Origin of the sequence: Sulfobacillus thermosulfidooxidans, from assembly GCF_001280565.1 — a bacterium.
Taxonomy (GTDB): domain Bacteria; phylum Bacillota; class Sulfobacillia; order Sulfobacillales; family Sulfobacillaceae; genus Sulfobacillus; species Sulfobacillus thermosulfidooxidans_A.
Genome location: NZ_LGRO01000001.1, coordinates 3,182,284 through 3,195,503, shown reverse-complemented (window position 1 = coordinate 3,195,503; position 13,220 = coordinate 3,182,284). Strand labels below are relative to the sequence as shown.

Genomic DNA, 13,220 nt, shown 5'->3' with positions numbered 1-13,220 from the left:
ATTCATCTGCTGACATCATTGATGCTGTTTAATCTCATCTTCACCATGACGATATAGTTTTCAAGGACCGGAACACAAGATAATATTATAACATTAACAACTGAAGGAGTCAATGTTTTTTATCTTGCCTGTCGTTCTTGTCGAACGGCGTTGATTATATTATCACCGCCGTCTATAAAAATCAATAGGATTCATAGCGATTTAGGGAAATAATCTTCACCGATTTTATGATTCTTGAGGATGGGTTATCCGTTCCAAATCCAAGGCTTCGTTTAGCTGCTCTTCCGACAGGAGATTCTTTTCCCTGACGACTTGCCGTACCGTCTTTCCTTCACGGAATGCTGTTTTGGCGACTTCAGCCGCTTGGTCATACCCAATATAGGGATTTAATGCCGTTGCTAACGCCGTATTCATTTCGACATATCCGGTTATTCTATCCACATCGGCTTCAAGGCCCTTTAGCGCCTTATTTGTAAAGGCATCAAGCCCGTTGCTTAAAATATGGATCGCTTGCAGAAAATTATAAGCGATGACAGGCATCATCACGTTTAATTCTAGTTGGGCGCCTGCGACAGCTTGCTGCACAGTGGTATCATTACCCATGACCTGATAGCAGATCATGTTCATCATTTCCGCCATCACCGGATTAACCTTCCCCGGCATAATCGAAGACCCGGGTTGGACGGCAGGTAACTTTAATTCGGCGAGCCCGGTGCGCGGACCCGAACTCAACAGTCTTAAGTCATTTGCTATTTTCCCAACTGCCGTCGCTAAGCCTCGAACCAATCCCGAGACTTCCAAGACGGCATCAAGATTTTGAATAAACGTAAACATATTTTCCGGTTGATGAAACGGTAATCCCGTTTTTTCTGCCACATACTGGGTGGCCCGGTTCTTATATTCGGGATGGGCATTAATGCCTGTGCCAACCGCATTGCCCCCAAGACCTATGCCATAGAGTTTTTCCACGCCCGTTTCAAGGGCATTCCGCCAGTAGGACAGCGCTCCCACATACCCGCCAATTTCTTGACCTAAGCGCATAGGAACCGCATCTTGTAAATGGGTCCTTCCGGATTTGACAACATTCATCCACAAGTGTTGTTTGGTGCGCAGCGTGTCTTCAGCCCGGCGAATGGCTGGAACCAGATCATGAACAATTGCCTCCGCTCCAGCAATATGTATGGCAACATGAATCGTGTCATTTGTCGATTGCGCCATATTGACGTGATCATTGGGATGAACCAAGTGCACATCGCCAATTTGGCCTCCCAATAATTGCTGCGCCCGGTGGGCAATCACCTCATTCGCATTCATGTTTTGCGATGTCCCAGCACCCGCTTGATATACATCCACCACAAATTGTTGATCCCACATTCCACTAATAACTTCATCGGCCGCTTTCATGATGGCTTGGGCAATACGTTCAGGTAACGCGCCAACATCAGCATTGGCCTTGGCTGCGGCCCACTTAATAATGCCCTGCGCGCGAATAAACCGCCTGGGTAACCGCAATCCACTAATAGGAAAATTTTCAATCGCCCTTTGGGTTTGGGGTCCCCAATAAGCGTCTTGCGGGACTTTCACTTCACCAAGAGAATCGTGGCTTAAACGATACGGCTCCATTCTTTATCTCGGCTCCTTTGACAATCAGATTCACGGTTATTGTACACCGAGCATAGCCTGGAACATAAAAAATAGTCCCTAACGGGACTATTTACAGAATTCACTAAGGAATTTAAGATTCCGTAGACGTCTTTTTCGAGAGGGCCTCAGTTAGTAATGAACGCATAATTTCCGATGGAGGACGACGAAGTTCACGAGATAACTTTTGAACTTCACGGATTTGCCAAGTATATAAATAATAATCAGCGCGCTTTTGATCGTGCGGTGATTTCATATTCTCCCTCCTCAATGGCGTCTTTAAATAAGATAACGTCAAAAAAGAGGACAAGGTTACGGGATTGAAATAATTTTTTTCCCTTTTTTATTTTATCATTTTGCGAACATCATTCCACCAGGGAAAAGAAGGTTGGGCCCCTTTTTGCGTCGTCGATAAGGCGGCAGCATGATTGGCAATTTTAATCGCTTGAGGCCACGGATCTTTCGCATCTAACCGTGCTGCTAAGGCCCCTAAAAAGACATCTCCTGCTCCCACTGCATCAACGGCTTGCACGGCAACTCCGGGTTCATAAAAAACCCCATGGGCTGTGGCCCAGACTAAACCTTGGGCTCCCAATTTTACAATTGCAATCTCAGCCCCCAACGTCCGAAGTTGTCTGGCTGCCGCTTTGGCAGAACGCACGTCCGTGACCGCAGTTCCGAGTAATAATGATGCCTCGGTTTGATTGGGAGTAATCACATCTACGTGAAAGAGAGAATGCGGAAATTGCGGAGATGCCGGCGCCGGATCCCACAAAACTTGACTCCCTATTCGGCGGGCAATAATCAGGGCCCGCTCAATCACTTCGAAAGGGATCTCGGCTTGCATCACTAACAAGTCCTGGGGCGTCAGGATCCGTTCGAGTCGGCCTAACGCTTCCGCTCCTAATTCATAGTTCGCCCCAGGGATAACAGTAATCGCATTTTGTCCACCAACTTCCACCGTGATGAAAGCGAGACCCGTGGGATGTTGGCGGCTCACACCAATATGACTCAAATCAACGCCGTCTTGCCGTAATATTCGCAAGGCCTGCATAGCAAAGGCATCATCCCCGACCATCCCGATCAATATGACCTCCGCTCCCATACGCCTGGCTGCCAGCGCTTGGTTTGCTCCTTTACCGCCCGGGGATGTCAGCAATCCTTGTGCGATACGCGTTTCTCCGGCTACTGGGATCTTATCAATTTGGGCGATCAAATCGAGATTGATACTGCCTAACACCACAACACTCATAGCGCAATCGATCCTTTTCTCGTCGATTTTGGGATCTCCATCCAAGTTTTAGCATGCCTCATTGTTGTCTGTGCCTGGATTTCTCTGATTCTTGCTAAAGGTCTTCCCCTCTCTCGCTGTCAATATACAAGAGAACTCCTTTAACTCGGTGTCCGGCTTGGCTTACACGGTATTCATTATGTGTTCCATGGTATCATGAGATGGTAATGAAATGCAGAGGGTCATCTTAGGGGGAGGAAAAATTGTGGAACTTCAAAATGTCATCCAGACCTTACCCGGTCGTTATGCAGTCTTTGCCAAAAATCTCGAGACCCATAAAATATTTGCCTATCATGAGCACGACATTTTTCCATCGGCTAGCGTCATTAAAGTACCGATTTTAATTGAGTTGTACCGCCGGGTAGAAGAAGACCATTTATCCCTCGATCATTTGCTCCTCATGAGAAAAGAAGACCAAGTCGGTGGTTCGGGTGTGCTTAAGGATTTAACCCCGGGCACGGAATATTCCCTCAGAGATTTGGCAACGCTTATGATTACGGTGTCGGACAATACCGCAACCAATTTACTCATTGACTATTTAGGAGTGGAATGGGTCAACTCCACAATCCGCCGTCTTGGCGCACAAAATACCGAACTCATCCGGAAATTACAGCGGGTACCCGCGGAATATGATCAAATCAATCATACCTGTGCCTTTGATATGGCATTACTTATGGAAAAACTGGCTACGGGCACCGCCATTTCTCTCGCGGTATCAGAACAAATGGTCAATTTGTTGACCCGTTGTCAAGGACCGGTAAGCATCACCAAGGAACCAGCCGATGACGTTTTTGTTGGTAAAGCAGCGGTGATTATTGCACATAAGACAGGCTCCTTGTCTGAAGCCAGTCATGATGTCGGTATTGTATATTCTCCGCACATCAACTACGTTGCGGCCATTTTATCCGAAGGCGCTCCGTACCGCCAATTGCTCGCCAATACCAAGCGGATCGGCAGCCACTTGGCCAGTGTCTTGCGCTAGCCGACATGGCGCACTAGCCACCGAACGATGTCATTGCGGGTAATAATGCCGACTAACTTATCATGCTCTAAGACAAACACCCGACGGATATTTTGCCGGATCATTAAATCCGCAATTTCTCCCACGGGCGTCTGGGGTTGCACGGTGAAAGGAGAACGACTCATCATTTTTTCCACAGGCAAATTAAGAAGCCGGTTACTATCTTCTTTCCAGACATTTTCATCAATCACCACCTGAGTGGGTCCAAATAGTGAATGATAGATTTTCTGCGCCTTTTGCTGAATGGCCCGAAGAACGTCACCTCCGGTAATCACACCAATAAGTCGTCCCTGGGGATCGGTAACCGGCAAACCACTTATCGTATGTTCGCGAAGAAGCTCTACCGCTTGCCCTATTGTGGCATTGGCATCAATTTTAATCACGTGACTGGTCATTAATTCTTTGGCTACCACAGTCTATCCCCTCCCCCACACCGTCCTCATATTTTTGGATCGGACTTGATTGACGCGGTCATCATTGTGATTATCCCTTTTTCATTTTTCCATTATATCTATTGTATCTCAAGAACCTCCGGCCATGAGAAAAACTGCTTGCGCAAATTGCATGACTTTCTTCCAAGCAGTGCATATTGAATATGGTACAATTTGTTGTCGACTATCATCGGAACTATTATCAAGTTTTCGAACCGAAAATCATCACGTGTTTTGCTTAGGACGATAAACAAGATAAACAAAAGGATGGAGATCCATGCTTCGGGCAACGAGTTGGGGATCAGATCCCGATATACCTCGCGTATATTATATTTTGCTTATCGGCCGGTTTTTCAATTTAGTAGGCAACTCATTAGTTTTTCCCTTTATGACGATCTACTTGGCCTCTCGCCTTCACGCCTCATTAAGCGTTGTCGGTGTCGTCATGGCATTTTATGGGACCTCACAGGTCATTTCGGTGTTGGTGGGCGGAGTATGGAGCGACCGGTTTGGACGCCGCCTGGTCATGCTGGGATCATTGCTATTAGGCGCCCTCGTAACCTTTGGTATCGGTCTCGTCCATAATTCCTGGCTATTAATCGCTCTATTAACATTGATGGGTTTTTTCATGCCTCTATTTCAACCAGCATCCATGGCCATGGTCGGCGATATCATTTCTCGTGACCGTCTTAATTATGCCTATAGCCTGATGCGTATGGCTAGCAATGCGGGCATTATCATAGGTCCCATGCTAGGAGGTCTTCTGGCCGACCATTCGTTCTTTTGGATTTTTGCTCTGGATGCCTTGTCCATGCTCTTATTCTCCCTGGTCATTTTCTTTGCCGTTCCTGAATCCCGTCCATTTAAGCATAGCCCATCAACCCAACACGGCCATATGAAAGATGTATTGCGCGATCAAGCCTTTGTACGCTTTGCCGGCCTGTGGGCATTGACCGGTTTGGTTTACTCCCAACTGTTCATGGTCGTCCCAGCCTACTTGCACATCAATTTGGGATATCCTCCCAGTATTTTTGGATATTTGGCAGCGGAAAATGCGATTTTTGTTGTCCTTCTGCAAATTCCCATCACCCGACTAACCCGCCGCGTATCGCATTTAACATTGATGGCGGTGGGAGTCTTCTTTTATGCTGCAGGATTTTGGCTGATGCTTTCTGGACAGTCTTTCGCCGTTTTCGCTTTGGCCGTGTTTGTCATTACCTTAGGCGAGAACTTTATCAACCCGGCTGCTTCGGCTTGGGTTGCCGAACGCGCACCAGAAATCGTTCGAGGCCGTTATATGGGCTTTTTCAGTGTGGCTAACCGTGTAGGCGCAGCCCTAGGCCCCCTATTTGGCGGCATTCTTTTGAGTCAAGGTCCCAAGTGGTGGCTCATCACGACGGGAATCTTAGCCCTGTTGGCTGCGGAAGGATATTGGCGCTTCCGCCATCATTATTATTCTTCTTGTCACAATCCTCATTTTATTAATCAATAGATTGTTATTTTTAAGTTTAATATTGATAATATTAATATTGTTTTCTATAATTAATGCAGGAGGTTGAAACTTATGCCGAATTTGCTAACAACCTGTCCCAGTTGCCGCCATCCTTTAGAGATTACGGCATTACATTGTCCCCACTGCGATATAGTCATCCAAGGACGATTTCACAATTCTCCTGCATTATCCTTATCGGAGGACCAACTGGCCTTTTTAAAGGTGTTTGTATTAAGTCGCGGCAACTTGAAAGAAATTGAACGCATCCTCGGCATCTCCTATCCCACGGTTCGTAACAAACTTGACCAGCTGGTTGAAGCTTTTCAAGGACAGCCCGGGGAAGAGACCTCCTCACCCTCACCCAAAATCTCCCGAAACGAAATTTTGCAACGTATTGCCCAAAAGGAATTGTCCATTCAAGATGGCCTGAAACTGCTCGATGACATGACACGACATGTCATCAGCGAACCGACTTTTAGGTCCTCAGATACAGAAACGGAGGATGAACCATGATCGAGCGCCTTGAGGTGTCCATCAAACGGGGACACATTAAGATCCGGACGGACCCCAAGCTTCAAGAGCCCCTGATTCAAAGCAGTGTCATTCTTACCGAGACACAATATGATAACACGCTACGCCTTGAATCCACGTTTCGACAATCCTTAGATTTAGAAATTGCCTTGCCCGCCAGTGTGCAAGATGTTGCTATCAACTGTGGGTTAGGCAATACCGAACTGTACAGTTTAATCATTCAAAATGCCGAAATCAATGTGGGAAATGGAAACTTTCATGCCGATCACATCGAAGGCCACTGGGATATCAATCTTGGCCATGGCGATCTCACGTTAAGACATGGTCGAGGTTATTTTGATCTGAATGCGGGACTGGGCGCCATTCGTCTCCACCAGTTGGAGCAGGTTACCGCCGATGTGAATGCTGGGTTAGGACCTGTTTTATTGGAACAATGCCAGGGGACATTTGACATTAATGCGGGTAAAGGAGACGTCAATATCGAAGCCTTGCAAGGACAGGTCGAAGTCAATGCAGGATTAGGGAAAATTCTGATGCTAGCTAGTCATGATGTGGAATGCAAATGCCACGCGGGACTTGGATCCATTACACTCAAAGATGGCACTTACCGGCAAGCGGAGCTTGTCACGGGCATTGGCAAGATTGATGTTCATGCCAGGACCACGTCATTAACGGCAAAAGTGGAAAGCCGTGGTGATATTAATGTCGAAATTCCTACCGATTTAGCTTGCCGAATCGAAGCCAGTACCGACTTGGGCCGCATCATTTCCCATCTTGATCTGGTTGAAGTCAATAATCCTGGTCCCGCCCGGGGACATCGTCTGGTCGGTCGCATTGGGACGGGTAGTGGCGGGGTGATTACCCTTCATACGCGCAAAGGAGACATTAGCCTCTCTCAATATCCGGCGCCGGTTGAGACGGCTGATGAGCCTACTAATCCAGCCGCTGACCCAAGAGATCCCCGCGCCGTGATATTGGAAAAGTTACAACAAGGCATTATTACGGTCGAAGAAGCGGCCGCGCTTTTAGATCAATTAGAAGGAGACCAGAATCAGGCCACCTAAACACTCGCGACTACAGTCGTGGATTAAACTGCGCAAGATTTCTAGACTTCTAAAGGCGGCTTGCGAAATCCTTCACCCACTACTTCATGCACCGTCGCCACTACCACAAACGCGCTCGGATCGACACTATAGATAAGTTCTTTTAACGTACTGACCTCTGAACGGGTAATGACCACATAAAGAATTTCTCGGGGTTCCTTGGTATATTCGCCATAAGCGCCAATACGGGTTACCCCCCGGTCCATCACTTCCAAGACTTTTGCGGCAATGATGTCCGGTTTTTGGCTCACAATAGTAAAAGCGCGGGCATAACTAACCCCTTCTTGGACGACATCGATCGCCCGCGAGGAAATGAATAGGGCAATTAAGGAATACATGGCCAGGGTCGGATTAAAGACAACACCGAATGCGGCAATCACAAAAAAATCCACAATCATCATGCCCTGGCCCATGGTAATTGGCAAAAAGCGGGTGAGTAGGCGGGCGATGACATCACTGCCACCGGTCGTTCCGCGTGCGCGAAAAACCATACCCAGTCCTATCCCCGACAACAATCCGCCATATACCGTCGCCAAAAGCACATTATGGGTCACCGCGCCAATACGAATAATCCCGACCATCACCGATAACATCAAAGTTCCGTAAACCGTGCGGGTTCCAACGCGGTTACCCCATAGCTTTTTACTCAGCCATAATAACGGCACGTTTAAAACCGTTAAACTCACCCACAAAGGAACGTGCAGCAAATATAACAAGATGATACCCACACCGGAAATACCGCCATCTGAAATTCTAGCGGGTACATAAAATCCATTGATTCCGACGGCCGTAATGGCCGTGCCTAGGGTCATCATTCCATAATCCCACAAAATCCGTTGAACTTTTGTCATGGTGTACTGGCCTCTACGATCAATTCATTATTCCGTAATGCCACGGACTGAATTACCATGGCCACCGGTAAATTTAATGAGTCTATTTGGAAAATTTGTAAATCAGTTAAAACCGGCAACTGAATCCCGTCGACTCGCGTCGGGTGAAAGATAATCGCCTTTTTGTCCGGGGAAACCGATAAGGTACCCTGGGCATTTAAGGGAACGCTTAATTGTCCTAATAACAATCGTCCCTCAATGGTCATTAAATTATTGGTAATGGTGACTTGGGGATTTTGAATGGGACTTTGTCCCGCTAAAAACGCACTGAGTGCCGGACCGTCAAAAACAATACGCACATTGACGTGCCCGGCTTTTTCGATGACTAAGCGGTTATGAGATAAGGCGGGCAAAGAAACCTTGCCGTTTTGCCAATTAATCACCGCTTGAGACAATGTCAGACCATCAACATGCACATTATGCACGTTAATATACATATCTTGAAACTGTCCTTGGGCCATAATCCAAAAGGGCAATGCGGCAATATCAACTTGCGGTTTAATGCCACCATCTTGGGATGCGACCCGATCCGCTACTTGAGCCGCTGCCCACTTGGGAATCGTCCACTGCAAAGCCCCAAGCAGCACAACGGCTCCCGCTAAAACCACAATAAAACGACTCATGAACCATTTTCCTCAGGCTGTAAGGCGCCTCGCGCTTCCTGCTGTAGAAAAGCTTCAATGAAACCGTCAAGTTCGCCGTTCATCACATTTTGGGCGTTAGGTACCTCATAGCGAGTGCGGTGATCACGGACAACGCTGTAGGGTTGAAACACATACGTTCGAATTTGCGAGCCCCAGCCAATATCAGCCTGCTCGCCGCGCAATTCTGCCATGTGTTTTTCCCATTGTTGTTGTTGTAATTCCGCCAATTTTCCTCGTAGCATTCGCATGGCCGTTTCCCGGTTAGAATGTTGGGACCGTTCGGATTGGCAACCGACGACAATACCCGTGGGTAAGTGAGTAATGCGAACGGCCGATTCCGTCTTATTAATATGCTGGCCGCCAGCGCCCGATGCCCGAAAGGTATCAATTTTCAAGTCTTCTGGACGAATTTCGATCGTCTCATCATTTTGTAAATCCGGCATCACTTCCACCGAAGCAAATGAGGTATGACGCCGTCCCGATGCGTCAAAGGGCGAAATCCGAATGAGTCGATGTACGCCTCGTTCGGGACGTAGAAATCCAAAAGCGTTTTCTCCATGAATTTCAACGGTCACGCTTTTATATCCCGCTTCTTCTCCTTCTAAGGCATCGATGATTTCTGCTTTAAATCCGTGACGCTCTGCCCATCGCAAATACATCCTAAGAAGCATAGACACCCAGTCCTGCGCTTCGGTCCCTCCGGCTCCCGCATGTAAAGAGACAATAGCATCTTCATGATCATAAGGTCCACGCAGGATGAGTGTCAGTTCAAATTCCCGCAAGGCACGCAACAAATCCTCAGCTTCGCGTTGTTGCGCTTTAAGAATCTCCCAGTCGTTTTCTTCTAGGGCCAAATCAACCAGCTCATCCCAATCGTCAACACGTCGAGATAAGCTGTGATATTGCTCTAAGGGTCCCTTCACTCGCCTTAATTGTTTTGAGATATTTTCTGCTCGCTCGGCATCACTCCAAAAGTCTGGAGAGGCCATAATATTTTCTAAGCGTTCACTTTCCGCTTGGCGTTCGCCGAGGTCAAAGAGACCCCCTTATTCGATCCATAGTTTGGTGAATATCGCTGCGTAAGGCCTCCATATCGTCTTGTAACACGCACTCATCATCCTCCAGTTATTGTGATTCTTGATTGGCACCATGGCAGCGCTTGTATTTCTTTCCGCTTCCGCACCAACAGGGGTCATTGCGCCCCAATTGATGATCATCTTTCTTGGTTTGATGTCCCTGTCCGCCTTGAATCACTTGAAAAGGTCGATGGACTGGCGGATTTTCCTCGGCAATGGTCGCCACCGGCTCCATCACCGGCATGGGTTGTTGGGGAGCCAGCTGCAGATGGAACATCATCCGAACGACTTCTTCCCGGATTGCTCCCAACATGTTTTGATACATGTCGTAGGCTTCTTTTTTGTACTCAACCAATGGGTCTTGTTGACCGTAGGCACGAAGTCCCACACCTTCACGCAAATTATCCATCGCGTCAAGATGTTCCATCCACTTCGAATCGACCACCCGTAACAAGACCATCCGTTCTAATTCTCGCATGGCTTCGGATCCGAATTCTTCTTCTTTCTGCTCATACACACGAGTTCCAGCTTCCAAAATGGTATCGTGTAACTCGTCTCGGCCCATGCCTTCCAAATCTTCGGCCTTCAGTGTTCCTTGCGGCAAGAAGATTTCCTCCAAGCTATCCACTAAAGGCTGCATTTCCCATTCTTCCGGATGCAAATTGGCCGGACAATGCACCGCCAGGGCATCATCAATCAGATCGGACAACATGTGCAAAATGTCTTCTTTCAAATTTTCCTTGGTCAGAATGTCACGGCGCTGTTTGTAAATCACTTCCCGCTGCAAGTTCATCACGTCATCATATTGCAACACCTGTTTCCGGGCATCGAAGTTCCGGGCTTCGACTTTCTTTTGCGCTGATTCAATAGCCCGAGACAGCATCGGACTTTCAATGGGCTCATCTTCTTCGACTCCTAGGCGATCCATAAGATTCGACAGGGTTTGAGCCGCAAACAAACGCAAAAAATCATCTTCCAGTGACAGGTAGAATCGTGAAGATCCCGGATCTCCTTGCCGACCCGCACGTCCTCGGAGCTGATTGTCGATCCGGCGGCTTTCATGGCGCTCCGTCCCGATAATATGAAGCCCGCCCATTTCTGCAACACCTTCGCCAAGCACAATGTCGGTTCCTCGACCCGCCATGTTGGTCGCAATGGTCACCGCACCAGCTTGCCCGGCTTTAGCAATAATTTCTGCTTCTTGCTCGTGATACTTCGCATTAAGTACGGTATGCGGAATCCCTTTTTCTTTCAGCATGGCACTCAGGCGTTCTGACTTTTCGATCGACACCGTACCAACCAAGACGGGACGGCGTTGTTTATAGAGTTCCTCGATTTCACGGACCACGGCGCGAAACTTGGCCGCTTCTGTTTTGTAAACAACGTCGGGATAATCCTTACGAATCATGGGTTTGTGGGTCGGCACCACAATAACATCGAGACCATAAATCTTCCGAAATTCCTCTTCTTCGGTAATTGCTGTCCCTGTCATTCCCGATAATTTGTGATACATGCGGAAATAATTTTGAAAGGTAATCGTCGCTAACGTTTGGGTTTCATCTTGGATCTTAACGCCTTCTTTAGCCTCTATCGCCTGGTGAAGGCCATCAGAATACCGACGGCCAAACATAAGACGTCCAGTAAATTCATCGACGATAATAACTTCCCCATCTTTGACCACGTAATCGCGGTCACGCTTCATAAGAGCCTTGGCGCGCAAGGCTTGGTTCAAATAATGGGACAAGTCAATGTTGACGTCGTCATACAGATTGCTTACGCCAAGCATCCTTTCAACCTTGGCAACCCCAGCTTCTGTCGGGGCCACGGTCTTTAATTTCTCATCGATGGTGTAATCGATATCTTCTCGCAGATTGGCCGCAATCCGCGCAAATTGGTAATACAAATCCGGTGACTTGTCCGCTTGCCCAGAAATAATCAGAGGGGTTCTGGCCTCATCAATCAATATACTGTCGACTTCGTCAACGATGGCATAATGCAGTTCTCGTTGAACCATCTCTTCGGTGGTCATTACCATGTTGTCACGTAAATAATCAAATCCGAATTCGTTGTTGGTCCCATAGGTAATATCGGCTGCATAGGCTTGACGCCTTTCATCTGACTCCATGTCATGTTGGATAAGTCCAACACTCAATCCCAGAAATTCATACAGTTGGCCCATCCACTGTGCATCACGTCGAGCCAGATAATCATTCACAGTGACCACGTGGACCCCTTTTCCTGCCAGAGCATTCAGATACGCTGCCAGTGTTGCGACCAACGTCTTACCTTCACCGGTACGCATTTCCGCAATTCGTCCGTCATGGAGCACCATGCCTCCAATCAGCTGGACATCGAAATGCCGCATATTCAGAACACGTCGAGAGCCTTCTCGAACCACCGCAAAGGCTTCGGGAAGCAATTGATCTAAACTTTCTCCGTTGGCCACTCGGTCTTTAAATTCTTGCGTCTTCTGACGCAACTGTTCATCGGATAACGCTTGGACTTGCGGCTCCAATGCATTAATTTTTGCGACCACGCCTCGATACCGTCGAACTTCCCGTTCACTGAATCGGTTGACGAGGTTGGACAACATCTTTAACATCGAATAATTGCCTCCATTCAACGGAAAAGGAACCGGTAAAGGTTCCCACGTCGATACCTAATTATGAATTTTATCATGAAGGGAAATGGCCTTCAACTCGAATGACCATTTCCCGTATCTCCGTGACGTTCTATTCCTACATGATTCCATCCTTGTGCAATGGCTTCTTCGACCGCTAAATTCCTGTCTCCACACATTTCTACAAATTTCGCAACAACTTCGGGATCGAACTGGGTACCCGCACCGTTTTGAATTTCTGCCATAGCCATAGCATGGGGCATGGCCCGCCGATAAGGCCTGTCCGTCGTCATTGCATCATATGCATCCACAACGGAAATAATTCGGGTTTCGAGGGCAATTTCTGATCCTTCCAAATTATCGGGATAACCCCGCCCATCCCATCTTTCATGGTGCTGGCGAACAAAATGCCGTGAACACCCAGCCAGTTGAACTTGTTCTAACAATTCACTTCCGATAACCGGATGATCTTTCATCATT

The 13,220-nt window shown here is 47.7% G+C and carries 13 protein-coding genes; 4 read left to right on the top strand and 9 right to left on the bottom strand.

From position 1 onward, the window contains the following. Positions 1-225 precede the first annotated feature (225 nt). The 3 genes from AOA63_RS15560 to rbsK all read right to left on the bottom strand — a co-directional run bounded on the left by AOA63_RS15560 (position 226) and on the right by rbsK (position 2,893). Positions 226-1,623, bottom strand: coding sequence for a class II fumarate hydratase (locus AOA63_RS15560; RefSeq protein WP_053960567.1), 1,398 nt, complete (start codon positions 1,621-1,623; stop codon positions 226-228). Positions 1,624-1,735: 112 nt separating this feature from the next. Then, positions 1,736-1,897 (bottom strand): hypothetical protein, encoded by a 162-nt coding sequence (locus tag AOA63_RS19850; protein WP_020376173.1) that lies wholly within the window; start codon positions 1,895-1,897, stop codon positions 1,736-1,738. An 87-nt stretch (positions 1,898-1,984) separates the two neighbouring features. Next, positions 1,985-2,893, bottom strand: coding sequence for a ribokinase (gene rbsK, locus AOA63_RS15555; protein WP_053960720.1), 909 nt, complete (start codon positions 2,891-2,893; stop codon positions 1,985-1,987). 244 nt (positions 2,894-3,137) lie between these two features. Between rbsK and AOA63_RS15550 the strand changes: the two genes are divergently transcribed. Continuing rightward, positions 3,138-3,914, top strand: coding sequence for a serine hydrolase (locus AOA63_RS15550; protein ID WP_171822740.1), 777 nt, complete (start codon positions 3,138-3,140; stop codon positions 3,912-3,914). On the opposite strand, the gene AOA63_RS15545 is transcribed toward AOA63_RS15550, so the two are convergent. Then, positions 3,911-4,366 (bottom strand): CBS domain-containing protein, encoded by a 456-nt coding sequence (locus tag AOA63_RS15545; protein WP_053960565.1) that lies wholly within the window; start codon positions 4,364-4,366, stop codon positions 3,911-3,913. The genes AOA63_RS15550 and AOA63_RS15545 overlap by 4 nt on opposite strands. Before the next feature lie 295 nt (positions 4,367-4,661). On the opposite strand from AOA63_RS15545, the gene AOA63_RS15540 reads away from it, so the two are divergent. From AOA63_RS15540 to AOA63_RS15530, 3 genes are all read left to right on the top strand, one after another. Beyond that, positions 4,662-5,876 carry an MDR family MFS transporter gene (locus tag AOA63_RS15540; RefSeq protein ID WP_053960564.1) on the top strand — a complete coding sequence of 405 codons (1,215 nt, stop codon included), beginning with the start codon at positions 4,662-4,664 and terminating at the stop codon, positions 5,874-5,876. A 72-nt stretch (positions 5,877-5,948) separates the two neighbouring features. After that, on the top strand, positions 5,949-6,389 hold the full coding sequence (locus AOA63_RS15535) for a DUF2089 domain-containing protein (protein WP_053960563.1): 441 nt from the start codon (positions 5,949-5,951) through the stop codon (positions 6,387-6,389). Next, positions 6,386-7,471: a DUF4097 family beta strand repeat-containing protein gene (locus tag AOA63_RS15530; protein WP_053960562.1), complete on the top strand. Its 1,086-nt coding sequence runs from the start codon at positions 6,386-6,388 to the stop codon at positions 7,469-7,471. Before AOA63_RS15535 ends, AOA63_RS15530 begins: the two co-directional genes overlap by 4 nt. Before the next feature lie 41 nt (positions 7,472-7,512). On the opposite strand, the gene AOA63_RS15525 is transcribed toward AOA63_RS15530, so the two are convergent. The 5 genes from AOA63_RS15525 to AOA63_RS20410 form a co-directional block, all read right to left on the bottom strand. Next, a complete protein-coding gene (locus AOA63_RS15525) occupies positions 7,513-8,361 on the bottom strand; it encodes a YitT family protein (protein WP_053960561.1) in 849 nt (282 codons plus the stop codon). Then, positions 8,358-9,023, bottom strand: coding sequence for an LmeA family phospholipid-binding protein (locus AOA63_RS15520; protein ID WP_053960560.1), 666 nt, complete (start codon positions 9,021-9,023; stop codon positions 8,358-8,360). The genes AOA63_RS15525 and AOA63_RS15520 overlap by 4 nt, the downstream gene beginning before the upstream one ends. Beyond that, a protein-coding gene (gene prfB / locus AOA63_RS15515; RefSeq protein WP_431607696.1) for a peptide chain release factor 2 occupies positions 9,020-10,151 on the bottom strand; the annotation gives its coding sequence in 2 pieces (ribosomal slippage) (positions 9,020-10,078 and positions 10,080-10,151; 1,131 coding nt in all). The genes AOA63_RS15520 and prfB overlap by 4 nt, the downstream gene beginning before the upstream one ends. Positions 10,152-10,169: 18 nt before the next feature. Beyond that, entirely contained in the window at positions 10,170-12,722 is a 2,553-nt protein-coding gene (gene secA / locus AOA63_RS15510; protein ID WP_053960558.1) for a preprotein translocase subunit SecA, read from the bottom strand. 92 nt (positions 12,723-12,814) lie between these two features. Further along, on the bottom strand, positions 12,815-13,219 hold the full coding sequence (locus AOA63_RS20410; RefSeq protein WP_053960557.1) for an HD domain-containing phosphohydrolase: 405 nt from the start codon (positions 13,217-13,219) through the stop codon (positions 12,815-12,817). Between the last annotated feature and the right edge of the window lies 1 nt (position 13,220).